The sequence below is a fragment of the Xanthomonas campestris pv. asclepiadis genome (genome assembly GCF_020784175.1).
GTDB lineage: Bacteria > Pseudomonadota > Gammaproteobacteria > Xanthomonadales > Xanthomonadaceae > Xanthomonas > Xanthomonas campestris_D.
The window spans coordinates 14,946-32,826 of the sequence record NZ_JAJGQM010000021.1 but is presented as its reverse complement, the minus strand read 5'-3'; the positions used below and the strand labels follow the sequence as shown (position 1 = coordinate 32,826).

Here is a 17,881-nt window from a genome sequence, read left to right as displayed (position 1 = left end):
CATTGCGCCAAGCAGCGGCAGGCAGGGCCAACGAGGAGATGCACCATGAGGGGTCGGTCATGCCGATCACGGGGCCGGCTGTCGTCATCCTTGGGCATTACGAGGGCAAGACAAGCCCAGTGCGCTCGCCGCCAGGCATCACCTATCTAATGGTGACGTTGAGTGCCGGCCAAGCCTGGACGTATACGCCACCTGCCGGGCAGGACGTGGCCTGGCTTGCGGTCAGCCACGGGGTGGTCGCCTGCGACCAACAGGTCAGGCGCGGCCAGATGGCGATCTTCGATGGCATAGGCGCGATCGAGCTGATCGCCTCGCCAGACGGTGCGCGCTTTGTCATCGCCTCGGCGGTGCCGCATCCGCATGCGCTGGTGATGGGCAATTATTCGGTGCATACCAACCGCGCTGCATTGGACGCTGGCGAGCGACGAATTGCAGAACTCCAGGCGCGTCTGCCGGTGCATCGCGCTGCCGGCCCGGTTCCGGTGTTCCAGGGCTGACCGGCATCGGCCTGCACTCATCCACTTAACAAAGAGCATGCAATGAACGAGCTTCACGCAAGCATGGCGAGCGGTTTTTCGGTTGATGCAGGTGAGAGCGAACGTGTCTGGTTTGTCGCGGATACCTTGATCTTCAAGGCAACCGCAGCGACGACCGATGGCAGTTACACGGTGGTCGAATGTCTCACTTCACCTGGCAATGGTCCGCCGCCGCACATCCATACCAACGAGGACGAATTCTGGTTCGTGCTCGATGGCACGTTCGAAATCCATATCGGCGATGCGGTGCATGCCGTGGGACCGGGTGGCTTCGCCTTTGGGCCGCGCGGCATCATGCATCACTTCCGAAACACGGCCAGCACTCCAAGCCGCATCTTGCTGGGTTTCACCCCCGGAGGAATCGAAGATTTCTTCCGCGAGTCGGGGCAGCCTGTCACCAACGACGGCCCGCCACCTGCCGTGGACGCCGCCGAGATTGCGCGGATGAAAGCAGCGGCCGCGCGGCATGGCATCGTTTTGGCCTCTCATGATTAGCCTGCGCAGCGTCGCCGGTGCTGCAGTGACGCTGCAGCAGTGATGTGTCAATCGCCATCGTGCGCAGTGATGGCGACACGGCCACTTGTTTGAGGAGACACTGTTTGACTAGCCATGTGTTGCCCATTACAGGTTTCGGCTCCATCGACGGAGTTCCCTGGCTCCCAGACGGCTTCGAGTAGGTGTTTCGCAGCTACCGCGTCGAGATCGGGCAGATCGGGCTGCATGTGGTCACCGGCGGCAAAGGACCGCCGGTGTTGTTGCTCGGCGGCCGGCTCGCCTCGTTGCCGTTCGGTGTCTTGTCTACGCACAATTTCATCAAGATCTAAGCCCGTAACCTCTGATGAGCCGGCGCTTCAAGCAGCGCTGCAGCGTGCCGCATCGGACAGCAGGCAACTCCCCGCCACGACAGTTGTCCAATCGGCGCAGCCGCGTAGGTCGGGCTGCACCTTGCAGCACGGCCGCGTGACACTCCCCGGAGAACGCATGCGCGCAGCAACGTGAGGGCGTATCGTGCCTGACAGGGCAGCCTGATGCGGCTGCAGGAGGCCGACGATGCACTACACCACGCAATCCCCCACGCAATCGGAGATGCCGCTGCAGGTCATGGCCACCTTGGCGGCGTTGCAGTTGATCGACACGCTGCGCGCGCGCCACGGCGATGTGCTGTTCCATCAATCCGGCGGCTGCTGCGATGGTTCCTCGCCGATGTGCTTTCCGGTGGGCGATTTCATCGTCGGCGATCGCGACGTGCTGCTGGGCGAGATCGGCGGCGCGCCGTTCTACATCAGCCCCTCGCAGTTCGAATACTGGAAGCACACCCAATTGATCATCGATGTGGTGCCGGGGCGCGGCGGCATGTTCTCGCTGGAAAACGGCGAGGGCGTGCGCTTTCTGGTGCGCTCGCGTCTGTTTGCCGATGACGAGTTCGCCCGCCTGCAGGAGGCAGGTCGGGCGTAGGGCTGATCAGCGCGGCTGATCGCCACACCGGCGGCCAGGCGCGGGTAGCGCGGCTCGGGGATGGCATCGGACAAGGGGCTGCACGCCTGCGCTTTGTTTCAGTTGGATATTTTCAGCGGTCTGTCGCGGCCGACGGCGCGGTGCCTGGCCTCTTGGCCGGGGTGTCGCCATCGGCCGGAATCAGCGTGTCTGGCGCATCGCCTGCACCGCGGTCTTCGTAATGTTCGGCATCGCGCTTGCCGTGCTGTTCGCCGGGTTGGGTCGGTTGTTCGCGCAGTGGGTCGCGGGACATGGTGTTCTCCTGTATCCAAGATGGGCCAGCAGTTCACCGCGCGCGGGGTGAAGAGCATGCAGTCGCGCCATGCGGATGGCTCACGCATGGCTCACAGCGCCAGCGTTACAGCTATGTGCTAACCCAACAGCACCCGGAGTCACACGCCGATGGCACGACCGATCTGGACCGGAACCCTGTCGTTCGGCTTGCTCAATGTGCCGGTGGCGTTGATGTCGGGCGAGCGCAAGGTGGACCTGCATTTCCGCATGCTCGATTCGCGCGACAAGAAGCCGATCCGCTTCGAGCGCGTCAACGCCGACACCGGCGACGAGGTGCCGTGGAAGGAGATCGTCAAGGCCTTCGAGTACGACAAGGGCAGCTATGTCATCGTCGAGGAGCAGGACATCCGCTCGGCCTCGCCGGAGAGCCACGAGACGGTGGAGGTGGAAACCTTTGTCGACGCCGCCGACATCGACCCGCGCTATTTCGAAAAGCCCTACATCCTGGTGCCCGGCAAGAAGGCCGAAAAAGGCTATGTGTTGCTGCGCGAGACGCTACGCGACACCGGCAAGGTGGGCATTGCCAAGGTGGTCATCCGCACGCGTGAATACCTGGCCGCGGTGATGCCGCAGGGCGATGCCTTGATCCTGCTGTTGTTGCGCTACCAGCAGGAAGTGGTGGACCCGCAGGATTTCAAGCTGCCGGCCGGCGCGGTGGGCGAATACCGCATCACGCCCAAGGAACAGGAGATGGCCAAACAGCTGATCGAGTCGATGTCCGGCACCTGGCAGCCGGAGGACTACCACGACGAATTCCGCGGCAAGCTCGAGCAGATCCTGCGCAAGCGCATCCAGGCCAAGGGCGGCACCACCACCGTGGATGTCGAGCCGCCGCAGCACGAGGACGCCACCACCAACGTGGTCGACTTCATGTCGCTGCTGCAAAAGAGCCTGCAGGCCAACACGCGCACGCCAGCCAAGAAGAGCAGCGCGCCGGCAACTGCGCCAGCCAAAAAGACCGCCGCCAAAACAGCCGCCAAGAAAGTGGCCAAGAAGGCCACCAAGAAAGCCGCAGGCAAGGCCACCAAGGCCACAGCCAGCAAGGCGCCGCCGCGCCGCAAGGCCGGATAGGCCCAGCCCATGTCACTGCGCGACTACAACGCCAAGCGCCGCTTCGACCAGACCCCGGAACCGGCCGGCGACACGCCCGCACGCGCCAGCAAGCAGCCGATCTTCGTGGTGCAGCTGCATCACGCCAGCTCGCGTCATTACGACTTCCGTCTGGAACTCGACGGCGTGCTCAAGAGCTGGGCCGTGCCCAAGGGGCCCTCGTTGCGCGTGGGCGAAAAACGCCTGGCGGTGGAGGTGGAAGACCACCCGCTGTCGTACGCCAGCTTCGCGGGCGACATCCCGCAGGGCCATTACGGCGCCGGGCATGTGGATGTGTTCGACCAAGGGCATTGGCAGTGCGAGGGCGACGCGTTGGCGGCGCTGGAAGCGGGCAAGCTGGAATTCGAATTACAGGGCACGCTGCTGCGCGGTGGCTTTGCCTTGGTGCGCACGCAGATGCGTGGCGGCAAACCGCAGTGGCTGCTGTTCAAGCGCAGTGATGCGTACGCAACCGACCTGGATGCCGATGCGCTGGTGGCGCAGCAGGCGGCCGGCGCATCGGCAGCGGCAGCACCTGCGACGCGTGCCAAGGCCAGCCGGGCGCGGCGGGCGCCAGCGGCAAAAGCGAGCGCCGAGACGTCGCCTGCGGCCAGCAAGCGCGCACGTCCAGCGCGGGCGAGTTCCAAGCTCTGGCGAGCCCGCGCCCTGGCGCTGGACGGCGCCCGCGATGCGCCATGCCCCACCGAGCTGCGCGCGCAACTGACCTTGCTGCGCGAGCAGGCGCCCGATGGCGAGCGCTGGTTGCACGAGATCAAGTGGGACGGCTACCGCCTGCTGACCGATCTGGTCGATGGTGATGTGCAGCTGCGCTCGCGCAACGACCAGGCCTGGACGCAGCGCTTCCCGGAGGTGGTGCGCGCAGTGCAGGCCTTGCCGGTGCGCGATGCGCGCCTGGATGGCGAGCTGGTGGTCCTGGACGCGCAAGGGCGCACCGATTTCTCGGCGCTGCAACGTGCGCTCGATGGCAGCGCCGTGCAGCCGCTGCGCTATATCGTGTTCGACCTGCTGGGCGTGGCCGGGGTGGACCTGCGCGATACCCCGTTGCTGCAACGCAAGCAGTTGCTGCGCGAGTTGCTGGGCGATGAGCCGGGCACACTGGCATTCAGCGACCATGTGATCGGTCACGGCCCGCAGGTCTTCGCGGCCAGTGCCGGCACCGGTTGGGAAGGCATCGTCAGCAAGCTCGCCGACGCCCCTTATCGCGAGGGACGCAGCGCCGATTGGGTCAAGACCAAGCACGAGGACAGCGACGAGTTTGTGGTGGTGGGTTACACCGATCCCAAGGGCGCACGCAGCGGCTTTGGCGCCTTGCTGATGGCGCAACGCGAGGGCAAGACGCTGCGTTATGTCGGGCGTGTGGGCACCGGTTTCGACGATGCCTTGCTCGGCAAGATCACCGCGCTGTTGCAGGCGCTGCACAGCGACACCGCCACGCTGGAATTGCCGACGCACATCCCGGGGCGGCCACGCGACGTGCATTGGGTAAGGCCGGTGCTGATCGCCGAGGTCGCCTTCCGCGGCTGGGCGAAGGAAGGCCTGTTGCGGCAGGCCGCGTTCAAGCGTCTGCGTGAGGACAAACCCATGAGCGAGTTGGGCGGCGACCGCGCCGCGCCGGGTAAGGCGCGTGCTGCGGGCAAACGAGATGCGGCAACGGCCGCTGCGCCGGCGCGCAAGACGGCGACCAGGAAAACATCCAAAACGACAGTCGACGCATCCACCAGCACCACCAGCAAACGCACGCGCTCGACGGCATCGAAGACGACCGCGACATCCAAGGCTGCAGCGCCCACGTCCAGCGCATCGAAATCCGCGGCGTCCAAATCCACGGCGTCCAAGTCCACAACATCCACATCCACGTCGACAGACGGCATTACCATCACCCATCCCGAGCGGGTGGTGTTCCCCGCAGTGGGCATCAGCAAGGGCGATGTAGCTGATTACTACCGGGCAGTGGCGCCGCTGGTGCTGGCGGAGATCGCACGCCGGCCCCTGTCGTTGCTGCGCTGCCCTGATGGCGCCGGTGGCGATTGCTTCTTCCAGAAGCACGAGGGCCGCCACCTGGGCACGCACATCAAGGCGATTCCGCTGCAGCAAAAAAGCGGAACCGAGGATTACATCTACGTCGAAGATGCCGCCGGCCTGCTCGAGCTGGTGCAGATGAACACGCTGGAGCTGCATCCCTGGGGCGCGCAGGTCAACGATCCGGAGCATCCGGATCGGCTGGTGTTCGACCTGGATCCTGGCGATGCGGTGTCCTGGTCCGACGTGGTGGCCGCCGCGCGCGATATCCGCGCCAAGCTGCGCAGCGCGGGGTTGGAAAGCGCGGTGCGCCTGTCCGGCGGCAAGGGCCTGCACGTGGTGGTGCCGATCGTGCCGGAAGTGGACTGGGAGCAGGCGCGCGATTTCTGCGAGGCATTCGCCCAGGCACTGGCAACGCATGCGCCGGACCGCTACGTGGCCACCATGAGCAAGGCCAAGCGCCACGGCGTGATCTTCGTCGACTGGCTGCGCAACGGGCGCGGCAACACCAGCGTCTGTTCGTGGTCGCTGCGCGCGCGCGAAAAAGCCACCGTCGCCGTCCCGCTGCGCTGGGAGGAACTCGGCAAGATCAGCGGTCCGGACGCCTTCCCGATGGACAAGGCGCTGGAACGCGCCAAGCGCCAACGCGCAGATCCCTGGGCATCGGTGCTGGCGTTGCGGCAATCCTTGCCTACCGGTGGCGATAAAAACTAAACGTGTCTAACAAACCTACTGCCTAGCCGCGAGGCGGGCGCGGCCTGTGCTCGGAATCGGCATGGACTATTCCCAGCCTCAGATTCTGAGTGCGGCGTCCACGCGTGCATGACAATCGCTTGCAACGCGTCGTTATTATTCGAAATTATCCAATAGGTGCGCATTACGCCCAGAGCTTGACCATGCGTACCGACCATCTCGATTGGTCCTTGCCCGCCCACCGTCGCGGGACCTTACGCGGCATGGATGCCGCGTAAGAGCCTCCATGGATGGATTCACGGCGTGTCCTGCGATGGTGGGCGGGCAAGGGCCCTGCAGCCAGGTAAAGGGCCCTGCAGCCAAGCCGCAGATCATCCGCTCTTCTACCGACGTATCTCGATTCCCCGACTCCCGAATCCCGTCAAGGCGAAACCGCACGCTCCCGCGTCACCCGGCTCAACGCATCGCCACTGATCTCGGCAATCGAATGGGTGCCGGTCAGGGTCATCGCCACGCGCATCTCGCGTTCGATCAGGCTCAGCAGGTTCTCCACGCCGGCCTGTCCGCCAGCGGCCAGCGCGTAGACGAACGCGCGGCCAAGCAGCACCGCGTCGGCGCCCAGCGCCAGCATGCGCACCACGTCCAGGCCGCTGCGGATGCCCGAGTCGGCCAGGATCTTCAGCTGCCCCTTCACCGCATCGGCAATGGCCGGCAACGCACGCGCGCTGGACAGCACGCCGTCGAGCTGGCGCCCGCCGTGATTGGACACCACGATGCCGTCGGCGCCGAAGCGCACCGCATCGCGCGCGTCGTCCGGGTCCAGGATGCCCTTGATCACCATCGGCCCGGTCCAGAACTCGCGGATCCATTCCAGGTCCTTCCACGCGATGGACGGGTCGAAGTTGGCGCCCAGCCAGCCGATGTAGTCCTGCAGGCCGGTCGGGCTGCCCCGGTATGCCGAGATGTTGCCCAGATCATGCGGCTTGCCGAGCAGGCCCACGTCCCAGGCCCAGCGCGGATGGGTGACGGCCTGCAGCATGCGCCGCAGCCCCGCGTTGGGCCCGCTCATGCCCGAATGCGCATCGCGGTAGCGCGCGCCGGGCGTGGGCATGTCCACGGTGAACACCAGCGTGGTCACCCCGGCGGCCTTGGCGCGCTCCAGCGCGTTGCGCATGAAGCCGCGGTCCTTGAGCACGTACAGCTGGAACCACATCGGCCGCGCGATCGCCGGCGCCACTTCCTCGATCGGGCATACCGACACCGTGGACAGCGTGAACGGGATCCCGCGCGCGGCCGCCGCGCGCGCGGCCTGCACTTCGCCACGGCGTGCGTACATGCCGGTTAGCCCGACCGGCGCCAGTGCCACCGGCATCGCCAGTGTCTCGCCGAACAGCTCGGTGCCCAGGCTCAGGTCCGACATGTTGCGCAGCACCCGCTGGCGCAGCGCGATATCGGCCAGATCGGTGACGTTGCGCCGCAAGGTGTGCTCGGCGCACGCGCCGCCATCGATGTAGTGGAACAGGAACGGCGGCAGCCGCGCCTGCGCAGCGGCACGGTAGTCGGAAGCGGCGGAAATGATCATCGAAGACGCACGGCAGCTGCGGGTAGCCGCTGAGTGTAAGACCATCGGCGGGGCGGATGGACGGCTACGCGCCCGGCCGGCTGCAAGCGGGCATGGCGTGACTCCGTGGCGATGGGAGGCGTGCCAATGTGCGGCCGCGCCGCAGCGACGACAGCGGCGACAGGGCAGCGCCGCCACCTGCCGGAAGTCACTTTCTGCCTCCGTGCCATTGCCGCGCGGCCGCGCGGCCGTCAGCATCGCCGCATGACCTCGTCCCTGTTTCATTGCTTGCAACCGCTGCGTCTGGCCGGCGCGTTCACCATTGCCGCGGTGGCATTGTCGTTCGTGCCCGACGCCTCACCGCAGGGCGCCTGGCGCTGGGGCGTGCTGGCCGGCTTCACCGCGCTGTTTCTGCTGCATACCGTGTTGCCGCCGCTGCATGCCTTGCGCACTGTCGCCACGCTGCTGCAGGCGGTCATGGCGTTGTTGCTGGTCTGGATGGAGCCGCGTGCCGGCACCGCCCCGGTGTTGCTGGTCATGCTGGTGGCGCAGGCAGGCATGACCTGGCCGCCGGCGCGCGTGCTGCTGCTGGCGCTGGCGTTGAACGCGGGCATGTATGCGCTGCTGGTGCAGGCGGGGTTCGAGCGCCCGTGGTTGATCGTCGGCATCTACGCCGGTTTCCAGGCCTTCGCCGCGCTGACCGCGCATTACGCACGCACTGCCGAGCGCACCCGCGACGCGCTGGCCTACGTCAATGCCGACCTGCTGGCCACCCGCGCGCTACTGGCCGACAGCGCGCGCGATGCCGAGCGCCTGCGCCTGGCGCGCGAGCTGCACGACGTGGCCGGGCACAAGCTCACCGCCATGCGCATCAATCTACGCCTGCTCGGCGCCGACCCGGCACTGGCACGGCGCGAGGAGATTGCGGTGGTGGAGCAACTGTCGGCCGAACTGCTGTCGGACATCCGCAACGTGGTGCAGTCGCTGCGCGACGACCAGGGCCTGGATCTGCAGACCGCCTTGCGCGCGCTGGCCGCACCGTTCCCGCGCCCGGCGCTGCGCCTGCAGATCGACCCGGCGGTGCGCATCACCGATGCCCGCGTGGCCGAGCTGCTGTTGCGGCTGGTGCAGGAGGCGCTGACCAACGCCGTGCGGCATGCCGACGCCAATGAAGTCGCCGTGCACCTGCACTGCGAGGGCGCGCAGCTGCATGTGGACATCCGCGACGATGGCCGCCGCGCCGAGCGCATCCGCGAAGGCAACGGCATCACCGGCATGCGCGAACGCCTGGCCGCCCTGCACGGGCGGCTTGAGCTCGGCCGCACCGCCCAGGGCGGCATGCACCTGATGGCGAGGCTGCCGGCATGAGTGCACGTCGCATCGCGCTGGCCGACGACCAGGTCCTGGTCCGCGCCGGCCTGCGCGCGCTGTTGCAGCAGCAGGGCGTGGAGGTGGCCTGCGAGGCCGACGACGGCCAGGGCCTGCTGAACGCGCTCGCCAGCACCACCGTGGACGTGGTGCTCAGCGACATCCGCATGCCCGGCGTGGACGGCATCCAGGCGCTGCAGCAACTGCGCGCCCGCGGCGACCGCACCCCGGTGCTGCTGCTGACCACCTTCGACGACAGCGACCTGCTGCTGCGTGCCACCGAGGCCGGCGCGCAGGGCTTCCTGCTCAAGGACGCCGCCCCGGAAGACCTGCGCGAGGCGATCGAGCGGGTCGCCAATGGCGAGACCCTGCTGCAGCCGGTCAGCACCGACCCGGTGCGCGCGCGTTACCAGTTCCGCGACCAGCAGCCTCCACGCGAGACCTTCAGCGAGCGCGAGGTGGCGATCCTGCGCCTGCTCGCCGGCGGCTATTCGAACAAGGAGATCGCCCGCACCCTGTTCCTTGCCGAAGGCACGGTGAAGAACTACGTCTCCACCATCCTGGAGAAGCTTGGCACCCGCGACCGCACAAGGGCGGTGTTGAAGGCGATCACGTTGCGGGTGATTTGAGGGCGGGGGAATCGGGAATCGGGAATGGGGAATCGTAAGAGCGGGCTCTGCAGCGCTGCCACCGCCACGCGCGGGAACTGGCTCGACGCTCAAGCACACTGCCACCCGCCGCACGACGCTGTCTCGCCAGGTTGCATGGCGTTGTTTTATAGGGAATTTCCGGGTTCCGGCAGGATGGGGCAGCAACCGTAAGGTTGCCGTCAGGTCACGTGGGCGGCCAGGCGGGAAGGTTGTCCGGCGGCCACCGAGGTCGCTCGGGGACGCGTCGCGCTCCGGTCCGTTGCGGAGTCCGTCATGCGCCTGGTCCGGTACCTGTTCGTGTTGATCGTCGTGCTGTCCACCAGTGCCTGGGCGGCGTCCACCCAGGCCGAGTTGCCGGGCAGCTGGATCCAGGCCGCATTGCTGACGCAACCGGCAGCCGCCGAGCGTGACGTGCGGGTGGTCGTGGGCGCCTGCGATCTGGCAGCAAGGGGCGTGGCGGCTGGCACGTGCGCCAGCGTATCCGCCCGCTCCGCTCCAGGCGGCTGTGGGCCAGCTCTGGCCTGTCAGCAATGGGCGGGACGCGGCGCCGGCGGCGACCGCAGCGTCGGCATCGGCATGCCAGGCGTGCCGGCAACACGCGGACACATCACGGTGGCCTTCAGCAACCTGTCCGACCGGGACGATCGCGCGCACCTGTCGAAGCCGGAATGCGGCGCCGGATTGGCAGAGCCACCGGCAGGCCTCCAGGCGCGCCCGCGCGACTGCGTGGGATGAGCCATCGCGACCGGGTTGCTGCCTTTGTGTGCAGTGCTCCTGCATGCGTCGATCGACCTCGGCGCACCCTGCCGTGCGCCAGCGTGTGCCGGTTGCCGCAGGAAGACCTGGTCCCAGGCAAGCAGATACAGGGTCAGCCATCGAGGCAACGCGGCAGCAACGGTATCGTGCGGGCGTTCGCGTGCTGCCTTGCAAACGGGGCCAGCGCGTAGCACGGCGGTGGCGTCACCGCGCCGGGGAGCACCACGCCGTTGCAATACGCTGTCTGGCGGCTTGCCACCAGACAGCAGCAGCGGCAAGACCTTACTGGGGCGAGATCTGCGGATCGTTGCCAACCTGGGGGTCGCAGCTGAAGGTGACCTTGCGTTCCATGTCTTCGACGATGACCGTGAAGAAGATCAGCGTCGGCCTGTCGTTGGCGTTGACGAAGGAGGTCCAGCGCCCGTCCGGGTCGATCTTGATCTGACTGACCTGGTTCTGCGAGTCCGAACTGATCAGATTCCTGATCCGGAAGCTAAAGGGAACAGCACTGTCGAACGCGTACTTGATGATCACGTTCCTGTTTTCGCCACCTACGATCATCAGATCCGGTTCGAAGCGATACAGGTACTTGCCCTTGCCTGTATTACCGCCGAAATCGACGTATGCAACGGAGAGGGCGGTATGCATTTCCTTTTGTTCCGTCATGACTTGTCCTGTTCCTTGAAAAGCGGGGCATAGAGGGAGACGAACCCCGGGTGGCGGTAGCCCGCCTGATACAGCCATCCGAGCTGTTGCGTAACAACGGGGCGCTGGCCCAGGTGCACCTGCGCGCGAATCCAGGGGTCGAGCAGGGTCTTGTCGCTGCTGTTGCCGATGTCCTTGCCCAGCACCGCCACTGCGCGCTGCCATGCCGCGCGTGCACCGTCGTCGTCGCCGACGGCGGCGCGTTGTTCGCCATGCCACACCAGCGCTTGCGACAAGGCGGAGATGCCAAGCAGATCGTCGGGTCTGGCGCGATGTAGGGCATCCAGCCGCGCAACGATCTGATCAAGGTCGCCTGCGTGTGCGCCTGCGCGTCCGGTCTGTACGCGGTGCAGGCGCAGCGCAATGATGGCATCCAGCCATTGCCATTCGGGCAGCGGCTGGGCCTGTTGCAGCAGGCCAGCCATGGTCTGACGGGCCTGGCCAAGTTGCTGTTCGGCTTGACCGGGACGCCCATCCAACGCGGCCACCCAGCCAGCCTGCGCGTAGGCATGCGCCAGATCGCGTTGCCATGTGTTGTTGTCCGGCTGCAGCGCCACCAGCGGTTGCAACATCCGCACGCTGTCCTGCGCATCGGTCTGCGCCTGTGCCAGGTGACCCCGCGCCACCGCCAGGTTGGAGGTGCGGATCAACGAACCCGCCAGACGCCGTCGCCAGGCATTGGCATCGGGGTCGTTCTCGACCAGCACGCGCAACATCGCGATTTGATCGCGGTAGCCCTGCTCGGCAGGCGCCAGCAGGCCCTGGTTCTCCTGTGCCAGGCTGAGCCATGACAAACTGTCGATCAACTCGTAGCGCAACGACGGGTTGTCCGGAGCACGCGCGATCAGCACGCGCTTGAGCGAGATGTCGCGCGCGAAAAAACCGATCGCCGTCGTGGTATCGCCGCGTGTGGTGGCCAGCGTGCCGAGATTGTTGAGCGCGTACGACAGCTCCAGCTGCCAGCGTTGGTCATCCGGCGCCGTGCGCACCAGCCACTCACTGGCCGCCAGATACTGCGACCAATAGGTCTGCGCCAACGGGAACTGCTTGCTGCGGTAGGCCATGTTTCCCAGCCAATACGCCGCCTGGCCCATTTCCGCGCGCGCCTCCAAGGTATCTGGCGCTCGCATGCGTGCCTGCTCGGCAGTGGCGGCCGCACGCGTGAATGCCGCCTGCGCCTGGTCCAGCTTGCCCTGGTTCATCAGCACCTCGCCGGTGGTGCGCAGCGCGCGGGCGTGGTTGATCAGATCGCCTGGCTGCATGCTCGTGCTGGGCAGGTCTTCCAGATAGCGCAGCGCGCGGCTGCCCACGCTGTCGAGCAGTTTCAGATTGCCCACCGTGCGCAATTGCTCGGCCAGGTCGCCCAGCATGTAGCCCACCAGGTGCTGCGCCTGGTCGCGGCGTTGCTCGGCCACCTGCTGCGCTTGGCGCGCTTGCCAGCCCAGCAGCAGCGAGGCGCTTGCCAGCACCACCAGCAAGGTCGCCGCCGCCGCATACATCCCGCGCCGTTGCCGCTGCGAGCGCTCGCAGGCATGCAGGAACGCGTGATCCAGCGCGTCCAACTCCTGTGGCATGCGCCGCGCCGCCTCGCGCGCCTCGCTCAACGGGCGCCCGCTGTTGAGCAGGTGATCGCTGCGCCGGCCTTCGGCGGCCCAGCGTTGCGCGGCCAGTTGCAGCCGCTTGCGCGCCTGCAGCAGGCGGCGGTTTTCATGGATCCACTCGGCCGCGCGCGGCCATTGCCGCAGCAACGCTTCGTGCGCGACCGCAAAGCCGGGCTCGCCGGCCACCAGTTCGCTGACGAACAAACGCGCATGCACGAAGGCATCCACCAGCACGCGTGCGGCGCCGTTCTCCGGCAACGCCGACCACAGCGCACGCCGCGCGGTCACCGCATCGCTGTCGGGGTGGATCACGCTCAGCAAACTCAGCACCTGGCCCAGCGCCGCCTGTGCGGCAGCCGGCAGGGCACGGAAGGTGTGTTCGGCATGGTGCGCCAATGCGCCTTCCAGCCCGCCCAATGCGCGGTAGGCGGCAAAGGTCAGCAGGCCGTCGTCGCTGCGTTGCGCGTGCAAGGCATGCCGCAGATGCTGCAGCAGCGGCAGGGCATCGGGCTGGCGCGCGGTGGCATCGCGCAGCACATCGTCCAGCCGGCTGGCGCTGTCGCGGTCCTCTTCGAAGCGCAGCCCGGCCATGGCCGCCGGCACGCGGATGATCTGGCCGATCTCGCCATCGCGCGGCGCCAGCAGATCCACGTGCCCGTCGCCGCGTTTGAGTTCGACGATCTGCGGCAAGGCGTCGATCAGGCGCGGGTAGAAATCGCTGCGGGTGAGCATCAGCACCGCCACCTGCGCGCTGCTGCATAGCGCCTGCAAGGCCGCGGCCAGTGCGGCGCGGTCGGCATCGGTGATCCCGGGCGTGGCCACCAGCGCTTCTGCGTGATCGATCACCAGCAGCAGGTGGCGCTGGGTCTGCGTGCTGTCGCGCGCTGGTGCGCGTTGACGCACCGCCTCGCCAATGGCCGCATGCAGCGGGGCAGGGCGCTGCAGCCACTCGGGCAACGCCGCCATCTGCGCCGGCGAAAACACCGCGCGCCCGCCGGCTGTCCAGTCGCCGAGTGCGCGCGCCAGCGTGTCGAGCACATCGCCGCCACGGCATTGCGCCAGGTTGCAATACGCCACCGCAATGGCTTCCAGCCCATCCAGCCCGCCGGGCTGCGCCAGCAACGGCACCACGCCGGCGCGCAGCAACGAGGTCTTGCCGCAGCCGCTGGCACCGCTCACCAGCACCAGCCCGCGCTGGCTGTGCAATTGCGCGCGCATCGCGCCCAGCACCTGCGCAATCGCATGGCTGCGGCCGAAGAAGACCTCGGCATGTGCGGGATCGAACGCCTGCAGCCCCACATACGGGCTACCGTGTCCCCACACCTGCGTGCCCATCACCGCACCGCGATAATCGTCGGGAAACACCACCTTGGGCAGCAGCCGGTACCCGCGCTTGCGGATGGTTTCGATGTAGCGCGGTTGGCGGCTGTCGTCGCCCAGCTTGCGGCGCAGTTGCGCGATGGTCTTGTGCACCGGGTTGTCGCCGTAGAAGCTGCCGTGCCACACCTCGATCAGCAACTGCTCTGCGCTGACCACCTCGCCGGCACGTTCGGCCAGCGCGATCAGCACTTCCATCATGCGCGGTTCCAGCGCGATGGTCTGGCCGTCGTCGATCAGCGCAAGCCGTTCCGGCTCGACCAGCAAGGGCCCAAGCCGAAACCGCGGGACCGAGCCCAGCTGCGTGACGCGCTCGCTTCGAAGAGACATTCGCTCGGATACCGGTCGCACGGTGGGAGGAGCCTCGACGATCGCCATCAGGCGCGGCCAGGCACGGCACGGCAGGCGCAAAAGTAGCACAGGCGCTGACGCAGGAAATCGATGGTGATCGCCGTTCGTTCGCGCCCGTGCGCGGAAGATGCATGCCCGGTCGTGGGGCATGCCAGGCGCTGCAAGCGGGCTTCATGCAACGCCATACAGCGGCGTGTGGTGCGCCTCAGGCTGTTTCGCCAGCAGGCCAGCGATTAAGATGCCGCCAGCATCTTGCTGACCAGGAGTCCACGTTGATCATCCATCCCAAAGTGCGCGGCTTCATCTGCACCACCACGCATCCGCTTGGCTGCGAGCGCAATGTGCTCGAGCAGATCGCGGCCACGCGCGCGCGCGGCGTACGCAACGACGGCCCGAAGAAGGTGCTGGTGATCGGCGCATCCAGCGGCTACGGCCTGGCCTCGCGCATCACCGCCGCGTTCGGCTTCGGTGCCGACACGCTCGGCGTGTTCTTCGAAAAACCCGGCAGCCCCAGCAAGGCCGGCACCGCCGGCTGGTACAACTCCGCCGCGTTCGACAAGCACGCCAAGGCCGCGGGCCTGTACAGCAAGTCGATCAACGGCGATGCGTTTTCCGATGCCGCACGCGAGAAGGTCATCGAGCTGATCAAGACCGAGATGGGCGGCCAGGTCGACCTGGTGGTGTATTCGCTGGCCTCGCCGGTGCGCAAGCTGCCGGGCACGGGTGAAGTGAAGCGCTCGGCGCTCAAGCCGATCGGCAACACCTACACCGCCACCGCCATCGACACCAACAAGGACACCATCATCCAGGCCTCGATCGAGCCGGCCAGCGCGCAGGAGATCGAAGACACCGTCACGGTGATGGGCGGGCAGGACTGGGAGCTGTGGATCGACGCGCTGGAAGGCGCCGGTGTGCTCGCCGACGGCGCGCGCAGCGTGGCCTTCAGCTATATCGGTACCGAGATCACCTGGCCGATCTACTGGCACGGCGCGCTGGGCAAGGCCAAGGTCGACCTGGACCACACCGCGCAGCGGTTGAACGCGCGCCTGGCCAAGCGCGGCGGCAGCGCCAACGTGGCGGTGCTCAAGTCGGTGGTCACCCAGGCCAGCGCGGCGATCCCGGTGATGCCGCTGTACATCTCCATGGTCTACAAGATCATGAAAGAAAAGGGCCTGCACGAAGGCACCATCGAGCAGCTCGACCGCCTGTTCCGCGAGCGTCTATACCGCGAAGACGGCCAGCCCGCCGAGGTGGACGCGGAAAACCGCCTGCGCCTGGACGACTGGGAACTGCGCGACGACGTGCAGGACGCCTGCAAGGCGCTCTGGCCGCAGGTCACCACCGAGAACCTGTTCCAGCTCACCGACTACGCCGGCTACAAGCACGAGTTCCTCAAGCTGTTCGGCTTCGAGCGCGACGATGTGGATTACGACGCCGATGTGGAGACGGACGTGAAGTTCGATTGCATCGAGCTGAGCTGAGAGCAGGGATTCGGGAATCGGGATTTGGGATTTGCAAAAGCGGTGGGTGGCTGCATCGTTGATCTTCGCTGGATCCAAATGCGTTGCAGCAAGGACAATCGGCACGCGATGCCGGTTGCCCTCGCTGTTACGAATCCCCACTCCCCAATCCCAAATCCCCGCCCTCCATGGACAAACTGATCGCCTTTCTGGTGCTGGCCGTTGTGGTCAGCGTGGCCTGTGCCGTGTTGCTGCGCTTCGTCAGGTTGCACTGGTCATTGAAGGCGATCGCCAATCTGTTGATCACCACGGCCGTCGTCTGCGCCGTGGTGATGCAGGACGGCTCTGCACCGCCCTGGAACCACGCCTTGCTGATCACGCTGTTCTTCAGCGTCCCGGCGTCGCTGTGTGTGGTGCTGCTGAGCGCAGGCTTCAAATGGATCACCAACAAACGCCGCAGCCGTGCGCCCGCGTGAAACGCGTGAGCGCAGCGAACAACACCTAGCAAGCACCTGCCCGCTGCCCACGGGCGCATCAGCCCTCAGCGCACCGCGCACCGCGCTGCTTGCAACACGCCCGGCCAGAGCGCCGAATCTCCGGCGCTGTTGCCAATCCCCAATCCCGATTCCCGATTCCCGGCGCGTCAGCGCCGCACATCAAACCGCGCATCGCCCACGCAGGCCTGCACATCGGCCACCGACAGCGGATTGAAATCGCCGGGAATCGAGTGCTTCAGGCAGCCGGCCGCCAGGCCGAAGCGCACCGTGTCGTCCAGCGACCAGCCTTCGATCAGGCCGTGCAGCACGCCGGCGGCAAACGCGTCGCCGCCGCCGATGCGGTCGATGATCGGGCTCAGTTCCTCGCTGGGCGCGCGCGCCACCGCACCACTGCGCGGCACCAGCAGTGCGCCCAAGCTGTGGTGGTCCACGTTGTGCGCCACGCGCTGCGTGCAGGCCATCAGCTGCAGCTGCGGGAATGCGGCAAAGGCCTGCTGCGCGGCCGCTTCCACGCGTGCTTCCAGCGTGTCCTGCGGGAACTCGCCGCCCAGCACCACGCCGATGTCGCGGTAGTCGGCAAACACCACGTCCGCACAGGCGAACAGCTGGTGCAGGATGCCGCGCGCATCGCCCTGCCAGCGTTGCCATAGCTTGGGCCGGTAATTGCCGTCGAACGAGACCTTGACCCCGGCCGCACGCGCCGCGCGTGCCGCCGCCAGCGTGGCCTGCGCCACGTCCGCACCCAGTGCCGGGCTGACCCCGGACAGATGCAGCCACTGCACCCCGTCCAGCAGGGCCGGCCAGTCGTAGGCGTCGGCCGGGGCCAGCGCAAACGCCGAGTCGGCGCGGTCGTAGACCACTTCGCTGGGGCGGTGGATCGCGCCGGTGGTCAGGAAGTACAGCCCCATGCGCCCGTCCACCCGCCGCACATGCCGCGTATCCACATCATGGCGGCGCAACTCGCCCAGCAGCGCCGTACCCAGCGGGTTGTCCGCCACCGTGCTGACCATGGCCACGTCATGGCCGAAATGCGCCAGCGACACGCCGACATTGGCCTCGGCCCCGCCGCAATGCACGTCCAGCCGCGGTTGCTGCAGCAGCAGCTCGTGACCAGGCGCCCCCAGGCGCAGCAACAACTCTCCAAAGCACAGGATACGGGCACGACTCATGCGGCAATTACCTCGGCTGTGTGGTGCGTCACGGTGTGGGGGAACCGTCGCGCGTCAGGATGACCATCGGTGTCATTCTAGCCGGCGCCAAACGCGCCGGGCGAGGTCCATGATGCGACGCGCAGTGACCGCTTGCACCCCTTTTGGGCAAATTTGGTGACGTTTTCTGCTGCGCTGCAAGATGTTACGGGAGGATTCAGCTGGTAACGTCGTTTTGACTAGCGGTGTCATTGCCGCTCA

16 protein-coding genes are annotated in these 17,881 nt (G+C 66.9%); 11 read left to right on the top strand and 5 right to left on the bottom strand.

The features are described from left to right. Positions 1 to 59: 59 nt before the first annotated feature. From LL972_RS11355 to LL972_RS11340, 4 genes are all read left to right on the top strand, one after another. The gene (locus LL972_RS11355; RefSeq protein ID WP_228327695.1) at positions 60 to 497 is read left to right on the top strand and encodes a hypothetical protein; all 438 of its coding nucleotides are present in this window, start codon (positions 60 to 62) and stop codon (positions 495 to 497) included. A 42-nt stretch (positions 498 to 539) separates the two neighbouring features. Beyond that, positions 540 to 1,031, top strand: a complete 492-nt coding sequence (locus tag LL972_RS11350) for a cupin domain-containing protein (protein ID WP_228327694.1) — start codon at positions 540 to 542, stop codon at positions 1,029 to 1,031. A 182-nt stretch (positions 1,032 to 1,213) separates the two neighbouring features. Next, on the top strand, positions 1,214 to 1,360 hold the full coding sequence (locus LL972_RS11345) for a hypothetical protein (protein ID WP_228327693.1): 147 nt from the start codon (positions 1,214 to 1,216) through the stop codon (positions 1,358 to 1,360). Positions 1,361 to 1,586: 226 nt separating this feature from the next. Continuing rightward, on the top strand, positions 1,587 to 1,991 hold the full coding sequence (locus tag LL972_RS11340; RefSeq protein ID WP_228327692.1) for a DUF779 domain-containing protein: 405 nt from the start codon (positions 1,587 to 1,589) through the stop codon (positions 1,989 to 1,991). Positions 1,992 to 2,103: 112 nt separating this feature from the next. Here the strand turns inward: LL972_RS11340 and LL972_RS11335 are convergent, their stop codons facing one another. After that, entirely contained in the window at positions 2,104 to 2,283 is a 180-nt protein-coding gene (locus LL972_RS11335) for a hypothetical protein (protein WP_228327691.1), read from the bottom strand. Between the two features lie 149 nt (positions 2,284 to 2,432). On the opposite strand from LL972_RS11335, the gene LL972_RS11330 reads away from it, so the two are divergent. Beyond that, positions 2,433 to 3,395, top strand: coding sequence for a Ku protein (locus tag LL972_RS11330; protein ID WP_228327690.1), 963 nt, complete (start codon positions 2,433 to 2,435; stop codon positions 3,393 to 3,395). A gap of 9 nt (positions 3,396 to 3,404) precedes the next feature. Continuing rightward, the gene (gene ligD / locus LL972_RS11325; RefSeq protein WP_228327689.1) at positions 3,405 to 6,167 is read left to right on the top strand and encodes a DNA ligase D; all 2,763 of its coding nucleotides are present in this window, start codon (positions 3,405 to 3,407) and stop codon (positions 6,165 to 6,167) included. Between the two features lie 400 nt (positions 6,168 to 6,567). Here ligD and lldD read toward each other — a convergent pair whose 3' ends face one another. Further along, positions 6,568 to 7,728, bottom strand: coding sequence for an FMN-dependent L-lactate dehydrogenase LldD (lldD, locus tag LL972_RS11320; RefSeq protein ID WP_228327688.1), 1,161 nt, complete (start codon positions 7,726 to 7,728; stop codon positions 6,568 to 6,570). Between the two features lie 126 nt (positions 7,729 to 7,854). On the opposite strand from lldD, the gene LL972_RS11315 reads away from it, so the two are divergent. The 3 genes from LL972_RS11315 (at position 7,855) to LL972_RS11305 (ending at position 10,460) form a co-directional block, all read left to right on the top strand. Next, entirely contained in the window at positions 7,855 to 9,075 is a 1,221-nt protein-coding gene (locus LL972_RS11315; protein WP_228327687.1) for a sensor histidine kinase, read from the top strand. Then, on the top strand, positions 9,072 to 9,704 hold the full coding sequence (locus tag LL972_RS11310) for a response regulator transcription factor (protein WP_228327686.1): 633 nt from the start codon (positions 9,072 to 9,074) through the stop codon (positions 9,702 to 9,704). Before LL972_RS11315 ends, LL972_RS11310 begins: the two co-directional genes overlap by 4 nt. Positions 9,705 to 9,998: 294 nt before the next feature. After that, positions 9,999 to 10,460, top strand: a complete 462-nt coding sequence (locus LL972_RS11305) for a hypothetical protein (protein ID WP_228327685.1) — start codon at positions 9,999 to 10,001, stop codon at positions 10,458 to 10,460. 303 nt (positions 10,461 to 10,763) lie between these two features. Here LL972_RS11305 and LL972_RS11300 read toward each other — a convergent pair whose 3' ends face one another. Further along, complete coding sequence (locus LL972_RS11300) at positions 10,764 to 11,147, bottom strand: hypothetical protein (protein WP_228327684.1); 384 nt, start codon at positions 11,145 to 11,147, stop codon at positions 10,764 to 10,766. Next, entirely contained in the window at positions 11,144 to 14,494 is a 3,351-nt protein-coding gene (locus tag LL972_RS11295) for a winged helix-turn-helix domain-containing protein (RefSeq protein WP_228327683.1), read from the bottom strand. The genes LL972_RS11300 and LL972_RS11295 overlap by 4 nt, the downstream gene beginning before the upstream one ends. Before the next feature lie 293 nt (positions 14,495 to 14,787). Between LL972_RS11295 and fabV the strand changes: the two genes are divergently transcribed. Both fabV and LL972_RS11285 read left to right on the top strand, forming a co-directional pair. Further along, positions 14,788 to 15,996, top strand: coding sequence for an enoyl-ACP reductase FabV (fabV, locus tag LL972_RS11290; RefSeq protein ID WP_065033226.1), 1,209 nt, complete (start codon positions 14,788 to 14,790; stop codon positions 15,994 to 15,996). Positions 15,997 to 16,163: 167 nt separating this feature from the next. Further along, positions 16,164 to 16,451, top strand: coding sequence for a hypothetical protein (locus LL972_RS11285; RefSeq protein ID WP_054591801.1), 288 nt, complete (start codon positions 16,164 to 16,166; stop codon positions 16,449 to 16,451). Positions 16,452 to 16,618: 167 nt separating this feature from the next. Here the strand turns inward: LL972_RS11285 and LL972_RS11280 are convergent, their stop codons facing one another. Continuing rightward, the gene (locus LL972_RS11280) at positions 16,619 to 17,641 is read right to left on the bottom strand and encodes a sugar kinase (protein ID WP_228327682.1); all 1,023 of its coding nucleotides are present in this window, start codon (positions 17,639 to 17,641) and stop codon (positions 16,619 to 16,621) included. Between the last annotated feature and the right edge of the window lie 240 nt (positions 17,642 to 17,881).